This is a genomic window from Comamonas guangdongensis, assembly GCF_041079535.1.
GTDB classification, from domain to species: Bacteria; Pseudomonadota; Gammaproteobacteria; order Burkholderiales; family Burkholderiaceae_C; genus Comamonas; species Comamonas guangdongensis.
This window is the reverse complement of sequence record NZ_JBFYGN010000005.1, coordinates 102436-129195: the sequence shown is the minus strand read 5'-3', so window position 1 is coordinate 129195 and position 26760 is coordinate 102436. Positions and strand designations below refer to the sequence as shown.

The window sequence follows — 26760 nt, the reverse complement described above, 5'->3', positions numbered from 1 at the left end:
ATGCCGTGGCCAAGACTTTTATGGGAGTGCGTCTGCGCAGCCTGCGCGCCGAGCGCGGCATGACCCAGGCGGCGCTGGCGCAGGCGCTGGAGCTGTCGCCCAGCTATCTGAACCAGATCGAGCAGGACCAGCGTCCGCTGACGGTGGCGGTGCTGCTCAAGATTCACAAGGTGCTGGGCGTGGACATCCAGCAGTTTTCCGAGGACGAGGAGGCGCGGCTGCTGGCCCAGCTGCGCGACGTGCTGGCCGCCATGCCCCAGCCCGAGGGCTCGGTGCCGCTGCCCGAGCTGCGCGAAGTGGCCTCCAGACTGCCGCAGCTGGCCCAGGCGCTGCTGGCCATGCACCGGCGCCACCTGGCCGATGCCGAGCGGCTGGAAGCGCTGAGCGCGCGCCTGGGCGACGGGCGTGCCGAATTGGAGGAGGGCGGCTCCCCCGCCGGCGGCCGGCCGGCCGAGCCCGCGCGGCAGATGCCGTTCGAGGCCGTGCGCGACTTTTTCTTTGCCCATCGCAATCATTTCGACGCGCTGGACCGCAGCGCGGAGGTCCTGGCCAAGCAGGCCCGGGAACAGGGCGGCAGCCTGCAGGAATGGCTGCAATACCGGCTGCAGGCGCGCCACAATGTGCTGGTGCTGCGCAGCGCGGACAGGCCCGGCAGCCGTGAAAACGGCCATCGCCGCTTCGATGCGGCCACGCGCACGCTCTATGTCGCGCCCCAGCTGCGGCCGGCGCAGCAGGCGTTCCAGTTGGCCACCCAACTGGCGCTGCTGGAGTTCGACGCGCGGATCGAGGAGCAGCTGCAGTCCGCGCATTGGCAGGACGAGGCCACGCGCCGCCTGGCGCGCATGGGCCTGGCCAACTATGTGGCGGGTGCTTTCATCCTGCCCTATGGCGAGTTCCTGCAGGCAGCCGAGAGCCTGCAGTACGACATAGACCTGCTCGCGCGCCGCTTCGGCGTGGGCTTCGAGACCGTGTGCCACCGTCTGTCGACGTTGCAGCGTGCCGAGGCTCCGGGCGTGCCGTTTTTCTTCATCCGCGTGGACCGCGCCGGCAATATCAGCAAGCGCCAGTCGGCCACGCATTTCCACTTCTCCAAGACCGGCGGCACCTGCCCGCTGTGGGTGGTCTACGAAGCATTCACCCAGCCGGGCCGCATCGTGCCGCAGCTGGCCAGCATGCCCGATGGCCGTGTCTATCTGTGGATCGCCCGCACCATCTCCCACGCGGGCCAGGGCTGGGGCGCGCCGGGCAAGACTTTCTCGATTGGCCTGGGTTGCGATCTGCAGCATGCGGCGCGGCTGGTGTATTCCAAGGGGCTGGATCTGCGCAATCTCGATGCGGCCACCCCCATAGGCATGGGCTGCAAGGTCTGCGAGCGCAGCGCCTGCCCGCAGCGCGCCTTCCCGTTCGTGGGCAAGCCGCTGCGCGTCAACGAAAACGAAAGCGGATTCGTGCCCTATGGGGCGGTGGACAGGTGAGAGGCCTGCGGTGCGCCCATCAGTCGGCCACACCAAACAGCGTTTGCTGGCGGCTCTGGGCGAAGGCCAGTACCGCAATCAGCTTGTGCAGCATGGCGCGCTCCGCATCGGGCATGGTCTGTGACAGCAGTGGCAGAAGATGATCGAGGGCTTGCGCCACCTCGGCGACAGAGAACTGCTGGTCTGCAAACAGATTGGCGATGCGCTGCAGAAAAAACGAATCGATGCGCTGCCCTAAGCGCTCGAGCTGCGGCAATTCGTCAAATTCGATGCTGCCGACGATGGAGGGCCGGTCCTTGACCCGATAAGCGGTGCCGATCACGAAATCAAAGGCCATGGGCGGCTTTCAACGGTGGGCCCATGAGTGGGCTTGCAATGCTTGATGGTTCATGGCTGGTTGCGTATCACCACGTATTGCTTGCGGAACTCCAGCCCGGCCTGGGGCCAGCTCCGGGCGTAGTCCTCGAGATGCTGCAGGGCGGCGGGAAAGTCTTCCCCATTGATGCGGCAGTCCGCGCTGACCTGGCCATCGGCATCTCGCGCGGCGTAGAGACGCACGCCCACAAATTCGCGTCCTTGGAGCGCATCGGTGAAGGCATCCATGCTGTTGGTGAACAGGCAGCAAGGACAGAAGTCATGCCCGGCCTCGTCGTCGGCCTGTGTGGCGGAGGGCTCGGGAGGGTACTGCCGATAGTGCGCCATGGGGCCGAGCACGACTTGGCGGCGGTATTCGGTGCCCGTCTGCGCGTCGGTGTAGCCCATGCCCAGCGATGGACACTCAAGTTCGTCCTGCACGGCCTGCTGCAGCGTGACGAGGTCCATGCGGGCCCAGCTTCTGAAGCCTGACCGCAGACTTTCAAGTAACGAGCTGCCCGCCGAATGCTGATACTCGAACAGCGCATCCTGGATCAGCGGGTGATGGACCTCGATCACCGTGCTGGTGCTCCAGCTGCCATTGGATCTGGCTTCAGTCTTGAGCTCAAACGGCACCAGTTGCAGGCCATCGTCCAGTGCGATGCGCTCGCCCTCATGGCGGCTTTTGATGCCCAGTTCGCTCAGGGTATGGGTGAGCAGGCCCTGCAGGGAGAGGGGCGGTGATTCGGGCTGGTCGGGCATGAAGGCTTGGGAGGGTGAAAGGTGTCTGCGATGGTAGCGAAGTGTGGGGCGCTTTCCCGGCATCGCATGCGACCGCAGCCGAGTGCCAAGTGTGGGCCGAAGAATCGGGGGGAAGGCCCTGAATGGGCTTGAGAGCGCACACCCCGAAAGCGCTTGAAGCCGTAAATTCAATAGTCCTTAAAAAATTCCCAGCGCCAGCCCCGCGGCCAGCGACTGGCCCAGCTCTTCGCAGCGCTGCAGCTCGGCCTGCTCGATCTGCTTGGGCGCCAAGATGGCTTGCGGCGTCTGCGCATGGGTGCAGACTATCAGCGGCTCGGCCACGGCCTTGAGGCGCCAGCCCGTGGCGATGCGCTCTATCTGCCGGGCCGCGTTATGGCCGTCGCTGCCCGCGCAGATCAGGCTCGCATAGGGCCGGCCTTGTATCCGGTCCAGCGCACCGTAGTAGCTGCGGTCGAAAAAATCCTTCATCAGGCCGCTGATGGCGGCCAGATTCTCGGGCGTGGCAAACACATAGCCCTGGGCGTCCAACAGATCCTGCGCCGAGGCCCGGGTGGCGTGCAGCACGCGAACGGCAACACCGCTCTCCTGGCGGGCGCCGGCGCAAGCCGCTTCCGCCATCTGGCGCGTGCCGCCGGTCAGCGAGTGATAGACGATGAGCAGGGTCGGTAGATAGGCCATGTCCGGCATTGTGGGGTGGGTCCGCCGAGATGGAAAACCCATTTTGCGCGCCCGCGGGCCTGGGAGCGCGGGCGCATGACGCAGCAATGACTTGTTGCAGAAAAAATACAGGTTTTGAGGTATTTGAAAACAATCCGCGTGTCGGGTGGCGCTGGATAAAAATTGACATTTATCAATTTATGATGTGTGGCAGTGCTCTTGATTTAGAAGCGCTTCCCGACGACTGTATATACCTTAGACTTGATTTAGCTCAGGATTTACCGGATATATGCGACTGACTCAGGGAAATCTCGCGGAGTCAAGGGCTTGGGGGTGTAGGTTGTTTCCTACACACTATGCGATGTGCATCTTGCATGTGGCGAGCTGGGGCACCAAAAGTGTTCGCGCGGCATACGGCAGCAGGACTCAGCCATCCCTTCACATTCTGCTATCCGTGTTTCTCGCATGCTGCGTTCAGTTCTTCGTCCGTCGTTGAAAACACGCCCTCACTGGAGGTTCTCGCTCGCACTGCTGCTGGGAGCGGGCTGCGGTGCTTTTGGTGCATGGCAGGTTCACAGCGGTCTGCAGTCGCGTGTGCAACAGCGCTTGCTGCAAAGTGCCGATATGGCCGAGCGCGTGCTGCAGGAGCGGCTCGATGCCTATACCGCTCTGCTGCAGCAGCTGGCCGAACGCATGGGCGACAACGCCGATGAAGGCCAGCAGGTGTTTGCCCAGCATGCCCACCACCTGCTGAGCGAGGAGCGCTTGGCGGGTCTGAAGGCGCTGAGCCTGACCCGCGTGGTGGAGCAGGAAGGCTCTGCCGAGCTGCCCGCAGGCATGCAGGCGTTCGAGGTGTCCTATGTCTGGCCGCTGATAGGCAACGAAGCCCTGGCCGGCACCAATGCGCGCCAGCCCGAGGAGGCCTGGAATTCCTTGATGTCGGCCTGGCGCTCGCGCTCCATGTCGATCTCGGCGCCATTCAGCTTTCTGCAGCTGCCCGACAGCCCGCTGGGCGTGATCGTGCGCGCGCCCTTGTTTCCCGGCCAGCATCAAGCCGGCGCCCAGGAGAATTCCACCCCGGTACCGCCCCTGTTGGGCACGGTCAATGCGCGCATCCGGCTGCAGGATCTGGTGCGCGGCCTGGTGCCGGCCGAGGCCTATCCCCATGTGGCCATGCGCCTGCTGGATCTGGGGCCGGCCGCGCCTGGCCGGGCTCAAAAGCCTGTTCAGGACGACTCCGCGGGGCTGACGCAGACCATGTATACCGGCCATCTCTGGGCCGACAGCGAAAGCGATCCCGAGTTCGAGCTGGCCAAGCCGCTGGAGCGCCAGATGCGGGTCTATGACCGCGTCTGGGTGCTGCAGTTCAAGCCCGCGCTGAACAGCCAGGCCTGGGTGGACAAGAGCCTGCCCTGGGCCGTGCTGGTCCTGGGCATGCTGGCGGGGCTGGCCCTGGCGGCCTGGTTGTCGGGCTGGTGGCAAAGCCGCTCCAGCTGGTTGCGGAGCATCAGATCCTCGACCCAGGCCAGACAGGAAAGCGATGCGCGCTTTCACGCCATGTGCGAGCAGGCCGCGTTTGGCGTGGTCGAGGTGGACCTGGCCAGCCGGGCCGTGGTCAAGGCCAATCAGCATTACTGCCGTCTGCTCGGCTATAGCCAGCAGGAACTGCTGCAGTGCAATGTGCTGGAAATGGTTCAGCCCGAGGACAGGGCGCGTTGCGCGCGCTTCATGGACGGACTCGATCTCGAGCAATTCCATCACAGCGCCGATGAATTCAGCCTGAGGGCCAAGAACGGTTCACTGCTGTGGGTGGAGCTCAGTGCTTTTCTCAGCGGTCCGCTGGATGCACGGCACCTGCTGGTGCTGGTGCGCGACATCAGCGGCCGCAAGCGTCTGGAGCAGATGGAGCGCCAGGGGCATCAGCAGCTGCGCGATCTGATGCAGCGCCTTCCCGTGGGCCTGGTCATGGAGGACCTGGACGGGCGCTTCGTCTACTGGAACGACGAGTTTCTGCGTCTGGCCGGCCAGGCGGGCCAACCCGACAGCCATGGCCTGCAATGGTGGCAGCGCATGTATCCCGATGCGGCCGAGCGCGAGCGGGTGATGCAGCGCTGGCAGGCGGCGCAGGCCAAGGCGCGCCTGGCGCTGGACGACGCCAACACCACGGACCTGGCGGCAGCCGCCCAGGACTGGAACAAGTCCTTGGCAGACTCCGCGGCCAGCATGATCGAGCCCCAGGAAATGCTGCTCACCGGCGGCGACGGCCAGCGCCGCGCGGTGGCTCTGTCGGGGGTGGTGCAGGCCGATGGCTGCCTGATGGTTCTGCAGGATCAGAGCCAGCGCAAGGCCGCCGAGCGGGAGGTCCGGCGCCTGGCTTTCTACGATGCGCTCACGGATCTGCCCAATCGCCGCCTCATGGCCGACCGCCTGCAGCAGGCCCTGGCCATGGGCTTGCGGCGCCAGCATTTCGGCGGCGTGGTGCTGCTGGACGTGGACAATTTCAAGGCCTTTAACGAGGCTTTCGGTCTGGAGCAGGGCGATCTGCTGCTCAAGGGACTGAGCCAGCGCATACAGGCTTTGCTGCCGCCGGGGGCCACGATTGCGCGCCAGGGCGGCGATGATTTCGTGCTGCTGCTCGACGATCTCGGCGGCGACCCCGTGGCCGCGGCCGCGCGTCTGGAGCACGAGGCCGAGCGCTGGATGACCGCGCTGCGCGAACCGATGGAGATCGCGGGCACGCCGCGCCAGATTACGGTGAGCATGGGACTGAGCCTGTTCGGCGGCCAGGAGCTGCGTGCCGAGGAGGTGCTGCGCCGCACGGAAATGGCCATGTACCAGGCCAAGAGCCTGGGCCGCAACGCCATCTGCTTTTTCGATCCGCAGCTGCAATCGGCCTTGCTGGAGCGTCGCACGCTGGAGCACGATATGCGCTCCGGGCTGCAGACCGGGCAGTTCGAGCTTTTCTACCAGCCGCAAGTGGAGATGGGGCGCGTGATCGGTGCCGAGGCGCTGCTGCGCTGGAAGCACCCGCAAAAAGGCCATGTGCCTCCGGCGCAATTCATTCCGCTGGCCGAGGAGACCGGCTTCATCCTGCCGCTGGGCGACTGGGTGCTGCAGGCCGCCTGCCATCAGCTCGCGCGATGGGCCAACCACCCGCGCTTCGGGCAGTTGGTGCTGTCGGTCAATGTCAGCCCCAGGCAGTTTCATCAAAGCGGCTTTGTCGACCAGGTGCTCAAGGCCCTGGCCGAGCACGGTGCCGACGCCCACCGCCTGAAGCTGGAGCTGACCGAGGGCATGCTGGTCGCCGATGTGGACGACACCATCGCCAAGATGGCGCGCCTGAAGTCCTATGGCATAGGCTTTTCGCTCGATGACTTCGGCACCGGCTACTCTTCGCTGGCCTATCTGAAGCGCCTGCCGCTGGACCAGCTCAAGATCGACCGCAGCTTTGTGCGCGACGTGCTCACCGACCCCAACGATGCCGCGATTGCGCGCACCATCGTGGCCCTGGCCAAGAGCCTGGGTCTGCATGTGATTGCCGAAGGCGTGGAAACCCAGGCCCAGTGCCGCTTCCTCGAAGGCGTGCGCTGCTATGCCTGGCAGGGCTATCTGATGAGCCCGCCGCTGCCGGTGCTGGAGTTCGAGCGGTTGGTCACCAATGGCAACGTGCCGGGAGCTTCGGCGCCTGCACTCAGTCCCAGCTCCATGCGCTAGGGCGTGTTCGGGATCTCTACAATGCCCGCTTTTTGCTGCTTGCGAGAATTGCGTGCCTGAAATCAAGACCCTGTTGCTGTTTGCGCTGACCGCCGTGGCCGAGATTGTGGGCTGCTATCTGCCCTGGCTCTGGCTCAAGCAGGGCGCCAGCGTCTGGCTGCTGCTGCCTGCGGCGGCCAGTCTGGCCCTGTTCGTCTGGCTGCTCGCCCACCATCCCTGGGCATCCGGGCGCATTTATGCGGCTTATGGCGGGATCTATATCAGCATGGCCCTGCTGTGGCTATGGCTGGTCGATGGCGTGAAACCCAGCGCCTGGGATATGGCCGGCGTGGCGGTATGCCTGCTTGGCGCGGGGTTGATCGCGTTTCAGCCCCGGGCCTGAGCCGGGGAAGGTCAAACATCCTGAAAATCCGTCGCTGGTCATTGAGAATCCAGCGCAAGCTGCTATGGTTTGATGAGTTGCCGCAATCTCGGCGTGCCGGCCGGTGGGGCGCGTTATGATTCCCGCCTGTCATCGGTTGCGCGCCAGGCCCGGTTTTTTCCGGTTTGGCGATGGCGCAGCCGGTTTTGCCGTTTCTGATTTCCCACAAAAAATCCTCGCTAGACCGACCCCGACACCGTGCGCCTGAATTCCATCAAGCTCTCCGGCTTCAAATCCTTTGCCGAGCCGACCAATTTTGTCCTGCCGGGCCAGATGGTCGGCGTGGTCGGCCCCAACGGTTGCGGCAAGTCCAACATCATGGACGCGGTGCGCTGGGTGCTGGGCGAGAGCAAGGCCAGCGAGCTGCGCGGCGAGTCCATGCAGGACGTGATCTTCAACGGCACCACGCACAGAAAGCCGTCCAGCCGCGCCAGCGTGGAGCTGACCTTCGACAACAGTGATCACCGCGCGGGCGGCCAGTGGGGCCAGTTCGGCGAGATCGCCGTCAAGCGCGTGCTCACGCGCGAGGGCAACAGCAGCTATTTCATCAACAACCAGCCCGTGCGTCGCCGCGACGTGCAGGACGTGTTTCTGGGCACGGGCCTGGGCCCGCGTGCCTACGCCATCATCGGTCAGGGCACGATCAGCCGCATCATCGAGTCGCGCCCCGAAGAGCTGCGCCTGTTCCTCGAGGAAGCGGCAGGGGTATCCAAATACAAGGAGCGCAGGCGTGAGACGGAAAACCGCCTTTCGGCCACGACCGAAAACCTCACCCGTGTGGAAGATATTCTGCGCGAACTCAATGCCAATCTCGACAAGCTTGAGAAGCAGGCCGAGGTCGCGGCCAAATACAACGGCCTGAACGCCCAGGTCACGCTCAAGCAGCACCAGCTGTGGTTCATGAAGCGTGGCGAGGCCGAGGCCGAACAGGACCGCGTGCGCGTCGAAGGGCTCAAGGTCGTCAACGAGCTCGAAGAGCGCATGGCCGATATCCGCAACAACGAAAGCGGTCTCGAAACCCTGCGCCAGGCCCACTACGACGCCAGCGACCAGGTCAACCAGGCGCAAAGCAAGCTCTACGAGGCCACGGCCGAGGTCGGCAAGCTCGAGGCCGAGATCCGCTATGTGGTCGAAGGCCGCCAGCGCGTGCAGCAGCGCCTGCAGCAGCTGGCCGAGCAGCTGCTGCTGTGGAGCAGCCGCAGCGAGGAAGCCCAGGCCGAGATCGAGAACATCGAAGGCGCGGGCATGGATGCCGAGGAGCAGGCCGAGATGCTGGCCGCTCAGGTCGAGGAGCAGACCATGCGCCTGCCGGACCTGGAGGATGCGCTGCGCAACGCGCAAAAAGCCGATAGCGACCAGCGCGGCTCCGTCGTGCAGGTGCAGCAGCAGATCCAGGTGCTGGCCGCCGAGCAGCGCAGCCTGGACGAGCAGCGCCGTCAGTACGAAACCCGTTACGAGCGCCTGCGTGCCGACCGCAATGCGCTGGAAACGCCCGATGAGGCGCGGCTGAGCAATCTGCAGGCCCAGCTGGCCGAGGCCCAGGAACTGGCCGAGATGGCCGACGCCGTGCTCAATGAGCTGCAGGAGTCCGTGCCCCAGCTCGACGAGGATCGCCGCACGCGCCAGCAGGCCGTGAATGCCGAAAGCAGCCGCCACGCCGATCTGTCCGCGCGACTGGAGGCGCTCAAGGCGCTGCAGGAAAAGGTCAAGACCGACGGCAAGCTCCAGCCCTGGCTGGCCAAGCATGGCCTCGACGGCCTGCAAGGCCTGTGGAGCCGCATCGCCATCGAAAGCGGCTGGGAAAACGCGCTGGAAGCTGCGCTGCGCGAGCGCCTGGGCGCTCTCGAGGTTGGGCGCCTGGACATGGTGCGCGGCTTTCTGGGCTCGGGCGGGCAGGATGCGCCGCCCGCACGCCTGGCCTTCTTCAGTCCGCCGCAGGCGGTGGGCGCAGCTGCAGCCAGCCGTTTCGCATCTCTGTCAGAGCTGCTCAAGGTCAGCGACGCCGGCCTGCGTGCGGTGCTGGTCGACTGGCTTGCCGGTTGCTATACGGCGCCCACGCTGGATGAAGCTTTAGCTAAGCGCGCCGAGCTGCGCGCCGGCGAAACCATTTATGTGCCCACGGGCCATGCGGTCACCGCCCATGGCGTGACTTTTTACGCCCAGGATTCCGAACAGTCGGGCCTGCTGGCGCGCGCCCAGGAAATCGAGCATCTTGAAAAGGAAGTGCGCGCCCAGGCCCTGATCGCCGACGAATCGCGTTCGGCGCTGGTGCGTGCCGAAAGCGCCTATGCCGATGCCTCCCAGCGTCTGCTTGCCGCGCGCCGCGAAGCCACGGAGTCCCAGGGCCGGGCCCATGAGCTGCAGGTCGAGACGCTGCGCCTGTCGCAACTCGCGGAGCAGGCGCGTGCCCGCAATGCCCAGATTTCGGCGGACCTGTCCGAGGTCGAGGCCCAGCTGTCGGACATCGAGGAGCGCAAGGTCGCGGCCGAGGCCCGTTTCGAAGAGCTGGACATGCAGCTGGCCGACAGCCAGGAGCGCCATGCCCAGCTGGGCGACCGCGTGCTCGAAGCCGAGCGCCGCCTCAATGAGTCGCGCGAGCAGCTGCGCAGCCTGGAGCGCCAGGCTCAGGAGGCGACCTTCTCGCAGCGCAGCCTGCATGCGCGACGCGCCGAGCTGTCGCGCACCATAGAAACCGCCAGCCAGCAGGCCAAGTCGCTGGCCGAAGAGCAGCAGCGCGCCCAGGACGAGCTGGCCCGCCTGTCCGATGCCGCGGCCCAGGGCGGGCTGCAAGATGCGCTGGATCTGAAGATGCAGCGCGAAAAAGACGTTGCCGAGCGCCGCAGCGAATACGACGATCTGACCAACAAGCTGCGCGCCAGCGACGAGCGCCGCCAGTCGCTGGAAAAAGCGCTGGACCCGCTGCGCCAGCGCATCACCGAATTCCAGCTCAAGGAACAGGCCGCGCGCCTGGGCCTGGAACAGTACAGCAATCTGCTGACCGAGGCCAACGCCGATCTCGCCGCCGTGGCCCAGTCGATTGCCGAGGGCAATGTACGCATGCACGGCCTGCAGGGCGAGATCGATCGTCTGCACCGCGAGATTCAGGCACTGGGCGCGGTGAACCTGGCCGCGCTCGACGAGCTGACGCTGGCGCGCGAGCGCAAGACCTTCCTCGACGCGCAGATGGACGACCTGACCAAGGCCATGAATACCCTGGAAGAGGCGATTCGCAAGATCGACGCCGAGACGCGGGATTTGCTGACCGGCACCTTCGATATCGTCAACCGTCACTTTGGCCGCATGTTCCCCGAGCTGTTCGGCGGCGGCCAGGCCAAGCTGGTGATTACCGGCGACGAAATCCTCGATGCCGGCGTGCAGGTGATTGCCCAGCCGCCGGGCAAGAAGAACCAGACCATCCATCTGCTCTCGGGCGGCGAGAAGGCGCTGACCGCGATTGCTCTGGTGTTTGCGATCTTCCAGCTCAATCCCGCGCCCTTCTGTCTGCTCGACGAGGTGGATGCGCCGCTGGACGACGCGAATACCGAGCGCTATGCCAAGCTGGTCTACAGCATGAGCAAGGGCACGCAATTCCTGTTCATCAGCCACAACAAGATCGCCATGGAAATGGCCGAGCAACTGATTGGCGTGACGATGCAGGAGCAAGGCGTTTCACGAATTGTTGCAGTGGACATGGAGTCCGCCTTGTCCATGGCTGAGCTATCCTGAACCCCGTCACCCGATTTTTAGGAAAACCGTTTTCTCACATGAGTAACTTGCAAATCAGTCTGGCCGTCCTGGGTGTGGTGCTGTTGGCCCTGATCGTTGCCTACAACTCTTGGTCCTCGCGGCGCAATGCGCCCCGGCGGGCCGAACCCCTGGACGAAAGCTCCGATCCGCAGCGCCTGGAGCCCGGTATGAGCACCGTGGGCCATGGTGCTGACCTCACCAAATACCAGCACGAGCCCGTGCTCGGCGATTTCGGCAAGGCCATTCCCGGCACCGAGCCCGTGCAGATGCCCGAGCCCGAGGGGCGTTTTGCCGAAACCGAGGCCGAGCTGGCCCGCCTAGTGGCGCGCGAAGCCCATGAGGAGCAGCAGCGCCAGGCCGCCCAGGCTCAACAGTCGGTTGCCGAGCCCGAGCCGCCCGCGGCCGAGCAGGCCGTGGCCGAACCGGCCGCAGCGCCCAGGCAGGCGGTGGAACCCGTGCTCACCGATGCGCCCCTGGCCGCGAGCAAGGCGGCCGCGGCCGAGCGCCGCGGACACCTGGATCCGCTGATCGATGCCATCGCCCCCATCACCGTGGCCCAGGCCGTGCCCGGCGAGGTGGCGCTGCAGGCCCAGCCCAGCACGCGCCGCGCTGGCAACAAGCCGTTCGCGATCGAGGGCATGAATCAGGACAGCCGGCAGTGGGAGCCATTGCAGGCGGGCCAGCGCTATCTCGGCTTTCAGGCCGGCGTGCAACTGGCCAACCGCACCGGGGCGCTCAACGAGATCGAGTTCTCGGAGTTCGTCACCAAGGTTCAGCGCTTTGCCGATGCGCTGGGCGCCATGGCCGATGTGCCCGATATGCTCAACGAGGTCGCGCGTGCCCGCGAGCTCGATCAGTTCGCCAGCGAACACGATGCTCAGCTGAGCTTTATGTTGCGCGCGCGCCAGGCCTCGTGGAGTGCCGGCTATGTGCAGCAGAACGCCAACCGCCTGGGCTTTGTGGGTAGTGCCATGCCCGGGCGCATGGTGCTGGCTTCGCCGATCCAGGGCCTGCCACCGGTGCTGGTGCTGGGCTACGACCCCCAGGCCGCCATGGGTGACGATCTCGACCAGTCCGTGGTGCGGGAGTTTTTGCTGAGCCTGGACGTGGCCCAGGTGCCGCGCGGCCAGCAGCCTTTCGCGCGGCTGCGCCAGGTGGCCGAGCAGCTGTGCCAGACCATGGACGGCGTGCTCTGCGACCAGAACGGCTATCTGCTGCCGGTCTCGGCGCTGGACCCGATCCAGCACGATCTGGAGCTGCTCTACGACAAGCTCGACAGCCGCGAACTGTCGGCCGGCTCGCTGCTGGCACGCAGGCTGTTCAGCTGAGGGCATGCCTCCCGAGTCGCTTCGCGGCTTCCTCGCGGGAGTGGCGAGGCGGCGCGGCCCGGATGGGCTTTTGCTTGCCGTCCCTGGCCGAGGCTGTGCAAGTTGCCAGTGCCGCGGTTTGGTCGCGCACCATGAACAAATAACACCAATAATCAGGGCCAACAATGTTGGCCTTTTTCATCGCTACTCCAGTGGCTAGAGCATGACCGAGAATTTTGACCTTTTTTCCGTTGAAACGCCCCCGCAGAGCGCGGTGGCTGCTCCTGAAAAAGTGATTGCTAAGGTGCAGGAGCTGCGCGCCCAGCTCAAGCAGTGGGCGCATGAATACTATGTGCAGGACGCGCCTTCGGTGCCCGACGGCGAATACGACCGCGTTTTCCAGCAGCTGCAGGCGCTCGAGGGCGCTTATCCGCAGCTGGTCACGCCCGACTCGCCCACGCAGCGTGTGATCGGCGCGGTGCTCGAAGGCCTGGCGCCCGTGCGCCATGCCGTGCCCATGCTCAGCATTCAGACCGAAACCGACAACGAGGCCACGGGAGCCATCGCTTTCGACCAGCGCGTGCGCCGGGAACTGGGCCTGAGCGATGCTGATCCCGCCATCGAATATGTGGCCGAGCCCAAATTCGACGGCCTGGCCATGAATCTGCGCTACGAGAGAGGCCAGCTGGTGCAGGCCACCACGCGCGGCGACGGCGAGGTGGGCGAGGATGTGACGCACAACATCCGCACCATACGCCAGATTCCGCTGTCCCTGCCCGTAGATCTGAAGGTGCCGCCTGTGGTCGAGGTGCGCGGCGAGGTGCATATGGCCAAGGCCGATCTGCTCAAACTCAACGAGCGCCAGCTCGCGACCGGCGGCAAGACCTTTGCCAACCCGCGCAATGCGGCTGCAGGCTCGGTACGGCAGCTGGACTCGGGTATCGCGGCCCAGCGCCCGCTGTCCTTTTTTGCCTATGGCCTGGGCGAGATCACGCCGGCGGATCAGGGTGGGCCCGACTTTGGCACCCACTACGGCATGCTGCAGACGCTGAAGTCCTGGGGTTTCCCGGTGGCGCCTCAGGTGTGCGTGGCGACAGGTGCTTCGGAATTGGTAGCGTTTCATGAACGCCTGGGCGCGGCGCGCGAAAGCCTGCCGTTCGAAATCGACGGCGTGGTCTACAAGGTCAACAGCCTGGCGCTGCAGCGCCAGCTGGGTTTCAAGTCGCGCGAGCCGCGCTGGGCCGTGGCCCACAAATATCCGGCCCAGGAGATGCCCACGCTGATGGAGGCCATCGACGTGCAGGTGGGTCGCACGGGCAAGCTCACGCCCGTGGCGCGACTGGCACCCGTGCAGGTCGGCGGCGTGGTGGTGACCAATGCCACCTTGTCCAATCTGTTCGACATTCGCAAAAAAGGCGTGCGTGTCGGTGATACGGTGATCGTGCGCCGCGCCGGCGATGTGATTCCCGAAGTGGTGGGAAGACTGATGGCCCCCACGCTCGGCACTGGCGTGTCCTCGCTGCCCCCCGAGGGGGCTGGTTTCGCCTTGGGGCGGCCCGGCGGCGAAACCGTACCCGGCTCGCGACAGCCTTATGTACCTAACTTCCGCATGCCCAAGACCTGCCCGATCTGCGGCAGCGCCGTGGTGCGTGAAAAAGGCGAAGCCAATCACCGCTGCACGGGCGGCCTGTTCTGCGCGGCCCAGCGCAAGGAGGCGATCCTGCATTTTGCCCACCGCCGGGCCATGGATATCGAGGGCCTGGGCGACAAGCTGGTCGACCAGCTCGTCGATGCCCAGGTGGTGCGCGTGCTGCCCGATCTGTACAAGCTGGGCCTGACCTCGCTGGCCGCGCTGGATCGCATGGCCGAGAAATCGGCCCAGAACGTGCTGGCTGCGCTGGAAAAATCCAAGAGCACCACGCTGCAGCGCTTTTTGTTCGGCCTGGGCATTCGCAATGTGGGCGAATCCACGGCGCGTGATCTGGCCAAGCATTTCGGCAATCTCGATGCCATGATGGACGCGAGCGTGGAGGAGCTGCTGCAGGTCAAGGACGTAGGCCCTGTGGTGGCCGACAGCATCCATACCTTTTTCGCCCAGCCCCATAACCGCGAGGTGGTCGAGCAGCTGCGCGCCTGCGGCGTGCACTGGGAAGAGGGCGAGCCGGCCGAGAAAGCGCCGCAGATCCTGGCCGGCCTGACCGTGGTGCTGACCGGAACCCTGCCGACGCTGAGTCGCGATGCGGCCAAGGATATGCTGGAGGCCGCGGGCGCCAAGGTTTCGGGCTCGGTCAGCAAGAAGACCAGCTATGTGGTGGCCGGAGCCGAGGCCGGCAGCAAGCTGGCCAAGGCCGAGGAGCTGGGCGTGACCGTGCTCGACGAGGCGGGAATGCTGGCCCTGCTCAAGGGCCAGAGCGCGACTTGAACCAGGAGGTCGGGACATGAGCAGATTGCGGCGCAAACCCGTTGTGGGCCTGGCCTTGGGCAGCGGCTCGGCGCGCGGTTGGGCGCATTTCGGCGTGCTGCACGCGCTGCGCGAGGCCGGCATCGCCCCCGACATCATCTGCGGCACCTCCATAGGCTCGCTGGTCGGGGCCACCTATGCGGCCGGCGAGATGGACAGCTTCGAGAACTGGGTGCTGGGCCTGGGCAAGCGCAAGGTCTTCGGCTTCATGGATTTCAACCTCGGCGGCGGCCTGCTCAAGGGCGAGAAAATCATCGAGTTCTGGCGCGAGAATTTCGTGCAGGAGACGATGGAGGAGCTGGGCGCGCCGTTTGGCTGCGTGGCCACCGATCTGCAGACTGGCGCCGAAGTCTGGCTGCGCAAGGGATCGATCGCCGAGGCCGTGCGCGCGTCGATTGCCCTGCCGGGCCTGTTCACGCCGGTGATGCATGAGGGGCGTCTGCTGGTCGACGGCGGCCTGGTCAACCCCGTGCCGGTGTCGCTGGCCAGAGCCATGGGCGCCGATATCGTGATCGCCGTGGACCTGAATGCCGACATCATGCGCCGTCATATGCGGCAGCAGGGGCCGCGCGACAGCGAGCTCAGGGTTCAGAGCCGCGAGGTCAGCCTGTCAGAGCTGCAGCTGGAGGCCGAGCTTCCCGTGGACGGCGACGGCGCACCGCCGCAATCCCCGGTGGCGGAGCCCGCGGGCTGGAGCGGCAAATGGCGGCGCAGCGTAAGCAGCGTGAAGACGCTGTCGGCCTCGGTGATGCGTCGCGGGCAGAAAAGCGAAGGCGATGCGGAGGACGACGAGCCCCCGCGCATTCCTTCGCTGACGAATGTGCTCCTGGCCAGCATCAACATCATGCAGATGCGCATCACGCGCAGCCGCATGGCCGGCGACCCGGCCGAGGTGCTGATCGCGCCGCGCGTGTCCCATATCGGCCAGATGGACTTTCACCAGGGGCGGAAATCCATAGACGAAGGCTATGCGGCCGCGCAGCTGGCCATGCCGGCATTGCGGGGCTGGGGGCTGTAGCCCGAAGACCGGCTGCCGCCCCGCCCATTACCTATCAAGGCCGGCGAGCGGGCGGGCCGGCTCAGTCGCCGATTCGGTCCGTGGGAAAGCGCAGCGACTCGCGCAGCAGATAGGGCATGGGCCATTCCAGATTGATGCCGTTGGGTGCAATCGGCTTCTGGAACCATTTGGTATAGAGCTCCTGCAGCTCGCCGCTGCGGATCAGCCGCAGCATTTCCTGGTTCACCAGCTTCTTGAAGGCCGCATCACCCTTGGGCAGCATGATGGCATAGGGCTCCACGGTCATGGGCTTGCCCACGATCGCGTATTTGGCCGGCTCCTTGGACTGGGCGCGCAGGCCGGAGAGCAGCACATCGTCCATGGCGAAGGCGGCAGCCTTGCCCGCTGCCACGGTGTTGAAACCGTCCTGGTGGTCTTTGACGGGCGTGATCTGCAGCTTGAGCCCGCGCTCGGTATTGAGGCGGTTGAGCTCGCTCAGGCTGGTCGTGCCCTGGGTGGAGGCCACGCTCTTGCCGGCCAGGTCTTCGACGCTCTTGATGCCGCTGGCCGCGGGCACCAGCAGACGCACCGAGGCCACGTAGTGGGGGATCGTGAAATCCACCTGCTTGCGGCGTTCGGCATTGTTGGTGGTGGAGCCGCATTCCAGCGAGGCCTTGCCCTCGGCAATGGCGGGGATGCGCGACGCCGAGGTCACGGCCAGATATTCCACGGGCAGGGAAGGCAGCTGCAGCTGCAGGCGCACGGCCTCGGCAATCTTGCGGCACAGATCTACCGCATAGCCTACGGGCTGTTTGTTGGCATCCCAGTAGGAGAACGGGATCGAGGATTCCCGGTGGGCGATCACGATACGCCCGGCCGCCTTGATTTTCTCGAGCTCTGCGGCCTGGGCCTGGGGAGCGGCCAGGCCGGCGATCAGCGCTGCGCCCAGAGGCAGGAAGCGCAGGCAGGGAAACAGGCGGGCGGCAAAAAGCATGAGAACTCCTTGGATGCAGATCGGGACCAAGGCCTCGCCGCAGGGCTGGATCGCAGCGCCCTGCCGTGGGCGGTCACACGTTGGGTGATACGTGTACCGAAATGTACTCAGCTTTGCCTATCGCTCGGGAATGGTCGGCGGGGTTTGATACAAATTGATGCGTATCGTCAACTCAGCTACGGATGTAGACCCAGCCGTCCTGCTGCATGCGGGCCAGGGCTTCGACGGCGCCCATGGGCAGCACCTGCACATTGTCGGGTGCCGTCTGGCCGTTGTTCTTGAGCGTGTTGGGGCAGAGCAGCACGCGCGCCAGGGCCGGCCCCATTTCTTCGGGCGCGTCCAGCACGGCCTGCACGGCCTGGGCATTGGCCACGATCCAGACCTTGGCCTGTGGCTGGGCTGCGCTCAGATTCTTGAAGTTGCCGCGTGCGCGGGCCAGGGCTTGTGCCGTGGGCGCATGCAGCGCCACGCGGGTGCCGGGGCGCAGTGCGGGCAGCAGGGTGTTCCAGTCGGGAGTGCTCATCGTGATGGCCGTAGTTTGCTATTGGGACTATAGCTGCTTGCGCTCTGCATATCAGGCTTATGCGGCGGCAGCTTATTTGCCGGCGGGCTTGCCCAGCATCTCTTCCAGCAGCCCCGGCGGCATGCCGGTTCGGGTCTGGACCTGGCCCTGGGCATTCTTCCAGATGCTCGCGGGCGTGGCGCGCAGACCCATGGCCGTCATCAGCGAGACATTGTTGGCCAGGGCATCGCGCGCCGACAGCGGAATGCGCGGCAGTGCTGCAATGCCCAGGGTGTCGGGGTTTTTGCCCTGGGCGTCCGCATAGGCCTGTGCGTGGCCGGCCAGTGCCTGCTCGGGAGACTTGGCGCCCAGAATGGCCGCGGCCTTGCCTTCGCTGCTGGGGCGCAGCACGGCCACCAGGATATGGCGCAGCTGCAGCTGGCCCGACTGCACCCAGGGGCGGGCCTCGCGCCAGAGCTGGTTGCAGTAAGGGCAATTGGGGTCGGTGAACACATAGGCGATATGGGCTGCGTCGGGCCTGCCGTCGCCTATCCAGTGGCTGCGTTCGAGATCGCCCCAGATCTGCTGGCCCATGGGCTTCTGTACCGCGGCCTGCAGGGTCTTGGCATTCACATCCTTGCCCTGGGCGTCGATTACCGTGCCTATGACCCAGTGCTTGCCGTCCGGCAGACGGTAGATGGGAATCGGTTGCTGCTCTCGATAGGCGGCCCAGGCCTTGAGTCCGCCCGCGGCCTGCATGGGGCCGACGATGGTCAGGCCCTGTTCGGCCAGAAATTGTTCCGAGGGCAGATCGGCTGCCGCAGCCGCATTGCCGGCCGGTGCCGCCCAGGCATAGGTGGCGATGGCAATGGCGGCCAGGGCGGCAATGCCTGCAGGCGCGGTCTTGGAGAGATTCAGCACAAAAGCCTTTCTGAAGTTGTTGTCAGCGCGTGGGTGGCGATTCGAGCAAGCGCAGCTGCTCGGCCAGGCTGGCACGGGACAGCTCCCCCATGCGCATGCCCTGCAGCCGCCCGCGGGCGTCGTAGAAAAAGGTCGAGGGCAGGCCGCGCTGCTGCCAGTGCTGGCCTGCGCGCTGCTGCGGGTCCAGCAGAACCTGCTCGGGCGGCAGCGCCATGGTCTGCAGATAGCGCATCACGGCAGCCGCATCCTCGCCCTGGTTGATCCAGACAAAGCGAATCTCGGGATGCTCTTTCTGCGCCTGGGCCAGCGCCGGCATCTCGCGCCTGCATGGCGGGCACCAGCTGGCCCAGAGATTGATGACCAGGGGCTGACCCGCATGGCTGCGCAGGTCCACCGTCTGGGCGGCCGCGTTGACAAAAGCCATGTTGGGCAAAGCGGTTTTCTGCGGCTCGGGCAGGGTGAGCAGCGCCTTGGCAGCTACCAGAATCAGAGCAGCTGCGGCCAGCGCCTGCAGCGCTGAGCGACGCAGGCCGCGACTGTGTCGGCCGAACCAGAGGGTCCAGAGCAGCGCGGCAAGCAGACCGGCCCAGAGGTTCCAGCCGCCGTCGCGTATGTCCATTATCTGCAGCAGGCCCGAGGGCAGCTCGGCCAGGTATTGCTGCCACCAGCGGGCCACATAGGCCAGGCGTGCGGCAATCAGGCCGGCCGCAGCGGCTTGCAGCAGAACGGCTTCCACCGGCTGGCCGCTGCGCCGCTGGCGGCCGGCCGCCCACCACTGGCCGACAAAGAGGGCGAGCAAAGTCGCCAGTGCCATCGTGGGCAGGACGAGCGGGCCCAGCGACAGGCTGGGCGGCAGGGCCAGCCAGCGGCCCAGGGTCGGCAACAGCGGCCGATCCGGTTCGGCGCGATCGGCCGGCGCGGGCGGCTGATCCAGTCCCAGCTGCAGCGCCGTCACCGTCGCCTGCTGCGGCTGGTAGCAGACACCCAGATGGGCGCAGCCCTGCCAGTGCACTTGCAGCGGCCACTGGCTAGAGTGCTCGGGCAGGCGGGCCTGTACCTCCAGCCGCTGGTGGAACACCTGTACCCGGCCAAAGAACGGGTCCGTCAGCGACTCGCCCACGGGAACTTCTGGGCCAAGGCTCAGCCCCTGGGCGTCGGTGATGCGGATCTGGTCGCGGTACAGGTAATAGCCGGGGGCAATGTTCCAGGCCAGTGCGAGTTTTCGTGTATCTCCATCGTTGATGCTCAGCAGGGGCCGCTGCAGCACAAAAGCCTGTTCCGCGCTCAGGACCTCGGCCTGGTCCGCAGAGGGCGCAGCAAGACCGGGCACTTGCAGAGGTTGTGCCCGGGCGACCGCAGCCGTCAGCAGCAGGGCCGGGATGAGGGCGGAGGCGGCAAGAGGCGTGAAGCGCATGGTCTGGGAGCGAGGCAGGGAGGCAATCGGAAGTGGGCCGCATCTTGTGGCCAAGGGATTAAGCCGTGGTTAACGCTGGAAAAAGCCAAATCTGCGATGCTCGGCTGCTTTGACAAATGGAAACGAAACCGGCGGCCGGCGCGCTATGGGAGTGCGGCGGGCGCGGGTTTTTCGGGGTGAGACGATGCATGTGCTGTTAGTGGAAGACAACGCCTTGGTCGCCAGCGGGGTCAAGGCGGGCCTGCAGCTACAGGGCTTTGGCGTCGATGTGGTGGGCTGTGCCAGCCAGGCGGATGCGGCCGTCAAATCCTCGCATTTCGATGTCTGCGTGCTGGATCTGGGCCTGCCCGACGAGGATGGCCTGCAGCTGCTGGCGCGCTGGCGCAGCCAGGGTCTGGAGCTGCCGGTGCTGGTGCTGACCGCGCGGGATGCGGTGGACCAGCGCATAGAGGGTCTGCAGACCGGCGCGGACGACTATCTGGTCAAGCCCTTCGACCTGCACGAGCTCTCCGCACGCCTGCATGCGCTGCTGCGCCGCGCCGCGGGCCGCAGCGTGGACTGGATTTTGCTGGGCGACGTGAAGGTGGACCTGGCAGCGGGCCGCGCCCAGCGCGCCGGCCGCCCCGTGGATCTGTCGCGCCGCGAATGGGCGCTGCTGCGCGCGCTGCTGCAGTCGCCGGGCCGGGTGCTCAATCTGGAGCAGCTGCGGGACAGCCTGTATGGCTATAGCCAGGACGTGGAGAGCAATGCCGTGAACGTGCATGTCCACCATCTGCGCCGCAAGCTGGGCGCGGACATGGTGGAAACCGTGCGCGGCGTTGGCTTTCGCCTGGGGCGTGCCCAGGGGAGCGGGCACTGATGCGCAGCCTGCGGGTCAGGCTGCTGCTGTGGCTGTGCCTGGCGCTGTGCACGCTATGGGGCGGAGTCGCTGCCTGGATGTTTGCCGGCATGCGCCACGAGCTGCGCTCGGTGCTGGACGACCGGCTGATCGCCTCGGCCCGCATGGTGGCCGGCATTGTTCACCAGTTCAAGCCCCAGAACGCCAGCCCCGGTGACTGGGAGCCCATGCTCAATGTGATTGCGCGTGACGGCGTGGCCTGCGAGGTCAGCATTGTGCGCAGCGAAATCCAGGCCGCGCCCTTGCCGGATGCACCTGACGCGGCAGCGCGCGGAGACCGGGTCGCACGCCCGGCGCTGATCCCGGCTTCGCCGCTGCAGGCACCGCGCTCGCGGCCGGCGGATGCCGCCGAGCGCAGCGTCGTGGCCCGCACCGAAGGCGCTCCCAGCTTCCAGGCGCCGCTGCAGCTGGGCTTTTCCACCATGAAAAAGGGCGGTCGCCTGTGGCGCACCTATGTGCTGGAGGAGCACGGCGTGCGCATTGCCACGGCAGACCGCATCGATGTGCGCGAAGGCCTGATCCAGGGCTTTGCCTACACCATCGTCCTGCCTTTTGTGCTGGCGCTGCTGGCCAGCATGCTGCTGATGTGGTGGGGCGTGACGCGGGGCCTGAGGCCGCTGGAATCCTTGCGCCAGGAGCTCAGGCGGCGCCCGCCCGGCGACGATTCCCCGGTGGCACAGGGCCTGCATGTGCGCGAGCTCGCGCCGCTGGTGCAGACCATCAACCATTTGCTGCAGCGCGTGCACAGTGCCATAGCGCGCGAGCGGCGCTGGAGCGATGATGCGGCTCACGAACTGCGCACGCCGCTGACTGCCGTCAAAACCCATGTGCAGGTCGCGCAGATGGCCGTGGCCAGCGCGAGCACGCAGCAGGTGCTGAGCCAGGATTGCGCGGTGCATGCGGCCGGCGCGGCGCCGGCGTTGCTTCCCATTTCCGAGACTACGCAGTGGCTGATGGCCAGGGATGCGCTGCAGCAGGCCGGCGAAGGCGTCGACCATCTGCAGCACACGCTGGAGCAGTTGCTGTTGCTGGCGCGGCTCGACTGTCAGGCGGTGGATGGCGCGGACGGAGGGGGTGACGGCGCAGGTGCGGTGGTCTGCGGCAGCGAACCGGGCAGCGCCTGCGAGGCGCTGGAAAAAGCCTGGGCGTTGGCGGCAACCGCCATTCCCTCGGGCCAGCAGCGTCTGCGCTGGCTGCCGCAACAGGATCATGAGGATGCGCGCCTGGAGGACCTGCAGGTCGTGGTGCCCCAGTCCCTGCTGGTTTCGGCGCTGCGCAATCTGCTGGAAAACGCTTTGCGCTACGGCTGCGTGCCCGGGCTGGATCCGGTCCAGTGCCCGGTGTTTCTGGGCCTGCGCCATGTGCTGCGGCTGCCTGAGGATTGCCCGGGTGCCGATCGGGCCACGCTGCCCGCCGCGTCTGCGGGCTATGTGGAGTTCTGCGTGCTGGACCAGGGGCCAGGCTTGAGCGCCGAGGATTGTGCGGTGGCCACCCAGCGCTTCTGGCGCAAGCAGCATCAGGCCCATGGCAGCGGCCTGGGGCTGGCCATAGTGCAGCGCATCGCCCAGTGCAGCGGCGGCCTGCTGCAGCTGTTGCCGCGCGCGCTCTGGCTGGAGCAGGGCGGCCAGGGGCCGGCTGGCGCTACAGGCCTGGTGGTGCGCCTGTATCTGCGCGTTGCCGATGCGGCCTGCGAGGGCGTCGAGGTCTAGCATTCTGGCGGCCGCTCCGGTTTGAAGCCGTTTCAGGTTTAACCGTTGCTTAATCTTTTGTAAGTATCTTCAGCCTATGTCCAGTCGGGACTTGCGCGGTGCTGCTGCGCAAGCTCCCGATTTCAAAGCTCGGACGCAGTGTTTGCACCTGGCTGATTGCTGCAGTTGCGCGCCGCGTTTTTCTCCATTCCCAAGATGAATCGCTTGAACACAAAGACTCTGCCCCGGTCGTGGGTGGCTGTCGGCATTTCCATGCTGATGGCGACCAGCGCCTGGGCGCAAGAACCTGCTGCGGCCAAGGCAGCACTGCGCGGCAATGCAACTGCCGGTGAAAAGATCGCCCAGTCCGGCTCCGCCGGCGGTGCGGCAGCCTGTGCCACCTGCCACGGTGCCAAGGGCGAAGGCCAGGCCGGCTTTCCCGCACTCGCGGGCCAGCATGCGGGCTATCTGGAGCGCCAGCTGACCCAGCTGGCTGCAGGGGCACGCCAATCCACGGTGATGGCGCCCATGGCCAAGGCCTTGAGCGAGCAGGAACGTGCCGACGTGGCCGCCTATTACTCGGGCCTGGCTCTGCCCATCAAGCCTGTGCGCGGCGCCTTGCCCGGCAAGAAGGACGATGACGGCGCCTGGCTGGTCGAGCGCGGCCGCTGGGCCGACGGCATTCCGGCCTGCGCGCAATGCCACGGCCCGGGCGGCGTGGGTGTGGGCAAGGATTTCCCGGCCATCGGCCATCTGCCCGCCGACTATATGCAGTCCCAGGTCGATGCCTGGAACAAGGGCCAGCGCGATGCCGGTCCCCTGGGCCTGATGGGCAAGGTTGCCAAGAAGCTCACGGCCGATGACGTCAAGGCCGTAGCGGCCTACTACCAGCGTCTGCACAACCCCGGCGCCGCCGCAGCGCCCGCCAAGCCCTGAGGTGAACATGTCCAAAGCACAACAAGATACGGCCAAGTCTTCCAATCTGGCCGAATACGCCGTCGTGGCCTGCATGTTCGCGGGCCTCGGAGGTGCCCTCTGGTACGGCATGCATGTCAGCAGCCCCGCCAAGCCCGAGAAGGCCGAGCCTGCCAAGGTGGTCCAGGCCGATGCCAAGGCCGTGCCCGTGGTGGCCAAGAGCGGCGAGTTCGCACCGCCCGCCGCCACCGACATTCCCGACGGCCCCATGGGCGACTGGATCCGCCGCGGCGAAGCCCTGTTCCTGCGCACGCCCGACAATGCCGTGGGATTTTCGGGCAACTCGCTCAACTGCGTGAACTGCCACCTGGACGCAGGCCGCCTCAAGGGTGCGGCTCCCATGTGGGGCGCCTATCCGTTGTACCCGGCCTATCGCAAGAAGACCGACCATGTGGATACTTTTGCCGAGCGCATCCGCGGCTGCTTCATGTATTCCATGAACGGCAAGGCTCCTCAGGACGGTCACGACATCCTGGTGGCGCTGGAGAGCTATGCCTACTGGATGGCGCAGAAGGCCCCGACCGGCGAGAAGCTGCCGGGATCGGGCTTCAAGAAGGCGGGCGAGCCCGCCGAGACCCCGAGCTACGAGCGTGGCGCCACCGTCTATGAAGCCAAGTGCGCGCTGTGCCACGGTGCGGACGGCCAGGGCCAGAAGTCGGGCAATGTGCCCGTGTTCCCGCCGCTGTGGGGCAAGGACTCCTACAACTGGGGCGCCGGCATGCACGACATCGACAAGGCTGCCAACTTCATCAAGAACAACATGCCTTACGGCAATGCCACGCTGACCGACCAGGAAGCCTGGGACGTGTCCACCTTCATCAACAGCCAGGAACGCGGCCAGGACCCGCGCTTCAACGGCAATCTGCAGGCCACGGCAGAGAAGTACCATGGCGGCAAGTTCTCCATGTACGGCAAGGAAGTCAACGGCAAGCTGCTCAAGGGCCTGTAAAGAGACCCGACGCAGCAATGTAGACGGCCAGTTCCTCGCGGAGCTGGCCGTTTTTTATGATTTGATGCCGAACAGGCCGCTGGCCTTTATGCAATATGTGTCGCCAGCTATCTTTGGGTGAGCATGAAAAAGCCCGGCGTGACCGGGCTTGGCGTCGACTGCGGGGCTTTCAATCAGCCCAGCCAGATGTAGTGGTCGACCAGCAGGGCCAGGAACAGCAGGCTCAGGTGAATCAGCGAGAAGCGGAAAGTCCGGCGCGAAAGCTCGTCCGAGTAATTGCGGTACAGGGCCAGGGCATAGGCGCAAAAGCCCGCGCCCAGAACGACGGCGGCGATCAGGTAGATCCAGCTGCTCATGCCGTACATGAACGGCAGCAGGCCGGCCGCAAACAGCACCAGCGTATACAGCAGGATCTGCAGCCTGGTGTATTCGCTGCCGTGGGTCACGGGCAGCATGGGCAGTCCGGACTTGCGGTAGTCATCGACGCGATACAGTGCCAGCGCCCAGAAATGTGGCGGCGTCCAGAGGAAGATGATCAGAAACAGAATCAGCGCTTCGGCGCCCACGTCGCCGGTCATGGCGGCCCAGCCCAGCACCGGCGGCATGGCGCCCGAGGCGCCGCCGATCACGATGTTCTGCGGCGTGGCCGGCTTGAGCACCACGGTGTAGATCACGGCATAGCCGACGAAGGTGGCCAGCGTCAGCCACATGGTCAGCGCATTGGTGCAGACCCAGAGAATTGTCGCGCCAACCATGCACAGAATGGCCGAGAAGGCCAGGGCCTGCTGACCGGACAGCTCGCCGCGCGCTGTAGGGCGCCAGGCCGTGCGCTTCATCTTGGCGTCGATATGGCGCTCCACCAGACAGTTGAAGGCGGCGGCGGCGGCGGCCACCAGCCAGATGCCGGCACAGGCCTGGGCCATATGCAGCCACTGGGCGCCGCTGGGCCAGCCGGGCACGGCCAACACCATGCCGATCAGCGCACAGAACACGATGAGCTGGACCACGCGGGGCTTGGTCAGCGCATAGAACTGACTCAGGCGAGAGCTGTTGTCCAGCAAGGCTTCACTTTGATTCATGCAATCACTCTTTATGCGCGCCACCTCAGGCCAGGCGCTGCGCAGTTCTCGGGCCTGCCGTGTCGGCGACGACGGCGGCATTTGCTCGCGTCACGGCCAGACTCCAGACCACAATCGTTACCAGGGCCGCGGCTCCACCCGTGTGAAGCACGGCCGCCACCAGAGGCCAGTCCAACACCACATTGGACAGACCCGTCAAAACTTGGAGCAGCACGAAAAAGGCCAGCAGGCGGCGCTGCTGGGCCAGAGCCGGTGCGCGGCCCAGCGCCCACCACAGGGCGGCCAGCGCCAGCACCACCACATAGGCCATGAGGCGGTGGCTGTAGTGGATGGCCGTCAGGGCCTCGAAGCTGATGTTGCTGCCGTCGGCCAGCAGACCCAGTGGACGCCAGATCTGCAGTGCTTCGCCAAAATTCATGGCCGGCCACCAGCTGCCGTGGCAGGTCGGGAAGCTGGTGCAGGCCAGCACCGCGTAATTGGTGCTGACCCAGCCGCCCAGGCTGACCTGCAGCACCAGCAAAATCAGGCACAGCCACAGGGCGGAGCGCAAACTCCAGGCCAGCGGTGCGGGCGACAGCCCGGCCTGCTGCCGGCTCAGGGCCGAAGCCGGAATGCACAGCAGCGCCAGCAGGCCGGTGCCGCCCAGCAGATGCAGGGTGACGATGGCCGGGAACAGCTTCATGGTCACCGTCAGTGCGCCGAAAGCCCCCTGAATGCAGACCCAGAGCAGGGCCAGCGTGGGCCACCAGGGGCTGGCGGCACCCGTCGCAGCCTCTGGATTGCCGGCGCGGCGTGCGGCCATGGCACGCTTCCACGACATCCAGGTCATGGCAATGATGAGAACGCCCACGGTGGTGGCCAGATAGCGGTGGATCATCTCCACCCAGGCCTTGCCATGTGTGACGGGGCCGGTAGGCATGGCCGCCTGTGCCGAGGAAATCTGCGCATGGGCCGCGATGGGGCTGGAGGTTCCGTAGCAGCCGGGCCAGTCGGGGCAGCCCAGGCCCGAGTCCGTGAGGCGCGTAAAGGCGCCGAACAGCACCAGATCGAAGGTCAGAAACAGCGTCAGCACGCACAGCGCCTGCAGGCGCTTGCCGGGACCGGTGCCGCGATTGCGCCACCAGACCCAGAACAAAGGCCCAAGTGCCAGGCACAGGCCGAAAGCCATCAGCTCCAGGGCCGGAGCCAGGTCATACAGCGCCTGCTCGCTCATGCCCGCACCTCGGGAACTGCGGCAATCCGGCCGTCATCCGTGCATCGGATCGGGCGATGCGCGGCAAGCAGGGCGAAGTCGCAAAAAGAGATCGACATGGTTCGGCGGACGCGGGCGAGACTTGTGGTTATGGATGTTAGGGATCACAGCCCGGTGCGGCATGGGCGGAAACCTGTATGGGCTGGCGGCCGCTCCGTGTCAGAGCTGCAAGCCAAATGCAGACTGTTTGATC

General features: G+C 65.9%; 20 protein-coding genes. 11 read left to right on the top strand and 9 right to left on the bottom strand.

Going from position 1 to position 26760, the window contains the following annotated elements; all coding sequences use genetic code 11:
* Positions 1 to 20 precede the first annotated feature (20 nt).
* On the top strand, positions 21 to 1475 hold the full coding sequence (locus AB6724_RS06140) for a short-chain fatty acyl-CoA regulator family protein (protein ID WP_439329834.1): 1455 nt from the start codon (positions 21 to 23) through the stop codon (positions 1473 to 1475).
* A 19-nt stretch (positions 1476 to 1494) separates the two neighbouring features.
* Here the strand turns inward: AB6724_RS06140 and AB6724_RS06135 are convergent, their stop codons facing one another.
* The 3 genes from AB6724_RS06135 to AB6724_RS06125 all read right to left on the bottom strand — a co-directional run bounded on the left by AB6724_RS06135 (position 1495) and on the right by AB6724_RS06125 (position 3269).
* Entirely contained in the window at positions 1495 to 1812 is a 318-nt protein-coding gene (locus AB6724_RS06135; RefSeq protein WP_369337618.1) for a hypothetical protein, read from the bottom strand.
* Between the two features lie 50 nt (positions 1813 to 1862).
* A complete protein-coding gene (locus AB6724_RS06130; RefSeq protein ID WP_369337617.1) occupies positions 1863 to 2591 on the bottom strand; it encodes a DUF6348 family protein in 729 nt (242 codons plus the stop codon).
* 177 nt (positions 2592 to 2768) lie between these two features.
* Positions 2769 to 3269, bottom strand: coding sequence for a flavodoxin family protein (locus AB6724_RS06125; RefSeq protein WP_369337616.1), 501 nt, complete (start codon positions 3267 to 3269; stop codon positions 2769 to 2771).
* A gap of 573 nt (positions 3270 to 3842) precedes the next feature.
* Here AB6724_RS06125 and AB6724_RS06120 point away from each other — a divergent pair.
* The 6 genes from AB6724_RS06120 to AB6724_RS06095 all read left to right on the top strand — a co-directional run bounded on the left by AB6724_RS06120 (position 3843) and on the right by AB6724_RS06095 (position 15916).
* On the top strand, positions 3843 to 6962 hold the full coding sequence (locus tag AB6724_RS06120) for a bifunctional diguanylate cyclase/phosphodiesterase (RefSeq protein ID WP_369337615.1): 3120 nt from the start codon (positions 3843 to 3845) through the stop codon (positions 6960 to 6962).
* A 52-nt stretch (positions 6963 to 7014) separates the two neighbouring features.
* The gene (locus tag AB6724_RS06115; RefSeq protein ID WP_369337614.1) at positions 7015 to 7344 is read left to right on the top strand and encodes a YnfA family protein; all 330 of its coding nucleotides are present in this window, start codon (positions 7015 to 7017) and stop codon (positions 7342 to 7344) included.
* Positions 7345 to 7581: 237 nt separating this feature from the next.
* On the top strand, positions 7582 to 11109 hold the full coding sequence (gene smc / locus AB6724_RS06110; RefSeq protein WP_369337613.1) for a chromosome segregation protein SMC: 3528 nt from the start codon (positions 7582 to 7584) through the stop codon (positions 11107 to 11109).
* Between the two features lie 38 nt (positions 11110 to 11147).
* Complete coding sequence (locus AB6724_RS06105) at positions 11148 to 12458, top strand: cell division protein FtsZ (RefSeq protein WP_369337612.1); 1311 nt, start codon at positions 11148 to 11150, stop codon at positions 12456 to 12458.
* 202 nt (positions 12459 to 12660) lie between these two features.
* Entirely contained in the window at positions 12661 to 14859 is a 2199-nt protein-coding gene (gene ligA, locus AB6724_RS06100; RefSeq protein WP_369337611.1) for an NAD-dependent DNA ligase LigA, read from the top strand.
* A gap of 16 nt (positions 14860 to 14875) precedes the next feature.
* The gene (locus AB6724_RS06095) at positions 14876 to 15916 is read left to right on the top strand and encodes a patatin-like phospholipase family protein (RefSeq protein WP_369337610.1); all 1041 of its coding nucleotides are present in this window, start codon (positions 14876 to 14878) and stop codon (positions 15914 to 15916) included.
* Between the two features lie 61 nt (positions 15917 to 15977).
* Here AB6724_RS06095 and AB6724_RS06090 read toward each other — a convergent pair whose 3' ends face one another.
* The 4 genes from AB6724_RS06090 to AB6724_RS06075 all read right to left on the bottom strand — a co-directional run bounded on the left by AB6724_RS06090 (position 15978) and on the right by AB6724_RS06075 (position 19726).
* Positions 15978 to 16889, bottom strand: coding sequence for an amino acid ABC transporter substrate-binding protein (locus AB6724_RS06090; protein WP_369337609.1), 912 nt, complete (start codon positions 16887 to 16889; stop codon positions 15978 to 15980).
* A gap of 172 nt (positions 16890 to 17061) precedes the next feature.
* The gene (locus tag AB6724_RS06085) at positions 17062 to 17412 is read right to left on the bottom strand and encodes a DsrE family protein (protein WP_369337608.1); all 351 of its coding nucleotides are present in this window, start codon (positions 17410 to 17412) and stop codon (positions 17062 to 17064) included.
* Positions 17413 to 17484: 72 nt separating this feature from the next.
* Positions 17485 to 18312 carry a thiol:disulfide interchange protein DsbG gene (gene dsbG / locus AB6724_RS06080; RefSeq protein WP_439329832.1) on the bottom strand — a complete coding sequence of 276 codons (828 nt, stop codon included), beginning with the start codon at positions 18310 to 18312 and terminating at the stop codon, positions 17485 to 17487.
* Positions 18313 to 18334: 22 nt separating this feature from the next.
* Positions 18335 to 19726 (bottom strand): prolipoprotein diacylglyceryl transferase family protein, encoded by a 1392-nt coding sequence (locus AB6724_RS06075; RefSeq protein ID WP_369337607.1) that lies wholly within the window; start codon positions 19724 to 19726, stop codon positions 18335 to 18337.
* A gap of 184 nt (positions 19727 to 19910) precedes the next feature.
* Between AB6724_RS06075 and AB6724_RS06070 the strand changes: the two genes are divergently transcribed.
* The 4 genes from AB6724_RS06070 to AB6724_RS06055 all read left to right on the top strand — a co-directional run bounded on the left by AB6724_RS06070 (position 19911) and on the right by AB6724_RS06055 (position 24236).
* Positions 19911 to 20585: a response regulator gene (locus AB6724_RS06070; RefSeq protein WP_369337606.1), complete on the top strand. Its 675-nt coding sequence runs from the start codon at positions 19911 to 19913 to the stop codon at positions 20583 to 20585.
* On the top strand, positions 20585 to 22333 hold the full coding sequence (locus AB6724_RS06065; protein WP_369337605.1) for an ATP-binding protein: 1749 nt from the start codon (positions 20585 to 20587) through the stop codon (positions 22331 to 22333). Before AB6724_RS06070 ends, AB6724_RS06065 begins: the two co-directional genes overlap by 1 nt.
* Positions 22334 to 22528: 195 nt before the next feature.
* Positions 22529 to 23248 (top strand): c-type cytochrome, encoded by a 720-nt coding sequence (locus AB6724_RS06060; RefSeq protein ID WP_369337604.1) that lies wholly within the window; start codon positions 22529 to 22531, stop codon positions 23246 to 23248.
* 7 nt (positions 23249 to 23255) lie between these two features.
* The gene (locus tag AB6724_RS06055; protein ID WP_369337603.1) at positions 23256 to 24236 is read left to right on the top strand and encodes a c-type cytochrome; all 981 of its coding nucleotides are present in this window, start codon (positions 23256 to 23258) and stop codon (positions 24234 to 24236) included.
* A gap of 173 nt (positions 24237 to 24409) precedes the next feature.
* Here AB6724_RS06055 and cyoE read toward each other — a convergent pair whose 3' ends face one another.
* Positions 24410 to 25315, bottom strand: a complete 906-nt coding sequence (gene cyoE / locus AB6724_RS06050) for a heme o synthase (protein ID WP_369337602.1) — start codon at positions 25313 to 25315, stop codon at positions 24410 to 24412.
* A gap of 25 nt (positions 25316 to 25340) precedes the next feature.
* Complete coding sequence (locus tag AB6724_RS06045) at positions 25341 to 26528, bottom strand: COX15/CtaA family protein (RefSeq protein ID WP_369337601.1); 1188 nt, start codon at positions 26526 to 26528, stop codon at positions 25341 to 25343.
* Positions 26529 to 26760 lie beyond the last annotated feature (232 nt).

Excerpts from the sequence above, each read along its gene's own strand:
- AB6724_RS06070 (WP_369337606.1), top strand. The coding sequence starts at position 19,911 with ATGCATGTGCTGTTAGTGGAAGACAACGCCTTGGTCGCCAGCGGGGTC.
- AB6724_RS06140 (WP_439329834.1), top strand. The coding sequence starts at position 21 with ATGGGAGTGCGTCTGCGCAGCCTGCGCGCCGAGCGCGGCATGACCCAG.
- AB6724_RS06125 (WP_369337616.1), bottom strand. The coding sequence starts at position 3,269 with ATGGCCTATCTACCGACCCTGCTCATCGTCTATCACTCGCTGACCGGC.
- AB6724_RS06135 (WP_369337618.1), bottom strand. The coding sequence starts at position 1,812 with ATGGCCTTTGATTTCGTGATCGGCACCGCTTATCGGGTCAAGGACCGG.
- cyoE (WP_369337602.1), bottom strand. The coding sequence starts at position 25,315 with ATGAATCAAAGTGAAGCCTTGCTGGACAACAGCTCTCGCCTGAGTCAG.
- AB6724_RS06130 (WP_369337617.1), bottom strand. The coding sequence starts at position 2,591 with ATGCCCGACCAGCCCGAATCACCGCCCCTCTCCCTGCAGGGCCTGCTC.
- ligA (WP_369337611.1), top strand. The coding sequence starts at position 12,661 with ATGACCGAGAATTTTGACCTTTTTTCCGTTGAAACGCCCCCGCAGAGC.
- AB6724_RS06095 (WP_369337610.1), top strand. The coding sequence starts at position 14,876 with ATGAGCAGATTGCGGCGCAAACCCGTTGTGGGCCTGGCCTTGGGCAGC.
- AB6724_RS06045 (WP_369337601.1), bottom strand. The coding sequence starts at position 26,528 with ATGAGCGAGCAGGCGCTGTATGACCTGGCTCCGGCCCTGGAGCTGATG.
- AB6724_RS06060 (WP_369337604.1), top strand. The coding sequence starts at position 22,529 with ATGAATCGCTTGAACACAAAGACTCTGCCCCGGTCGTGGGTGGCTGTC.
- AB6724_RS06085 (WP_369337608.1), bottom strand. The coding sequence starts at position 17,412 with ATGAGCACTCCCGACTGGAACACCCTGCTGCCCGCACTGCGCCCCGGC.
- AB6724_RS06075 (WP_369337607.1), bottom strand. The coding sequence starts at position 19,726 with ATGCGCTTCACGCCTCTTGCCGCCTCCGCCCTCATCCCGGCCCTGCTG.
- AB6724_RS06090 (WP_369337609.1), bottom strand. The coding sequence starts at position 16,889 with ATGCTTTTTGCCGCCCGCCTGTTTCCCTGCCTGCGCTTCCTGCCTCTG.
- AB6724_RS06105 (WP_369337612.1), top strand. The coding sequence starts at position 11,148 with ATGAGTAACTTGCAAATCAGTCTGGCCGTCCTGGGTGTGGTGCTGTTG.
- AB6724_RS06055 (WP_369337603.1), top strand. The coding sequence starts at position 23,256 with ATGTCCAAAGCACAACAAGATACGGCCAAGTCTTCCAATCTGGCCGAA.
- AB6724_RS06065 (WP_369337605.1), top strand. The coding sequence starts at position 20,585 with ATGCGCAGCCTGCGGGTCAGGCTGCTGCTGTGGCTGTGCCTGGCGCTG.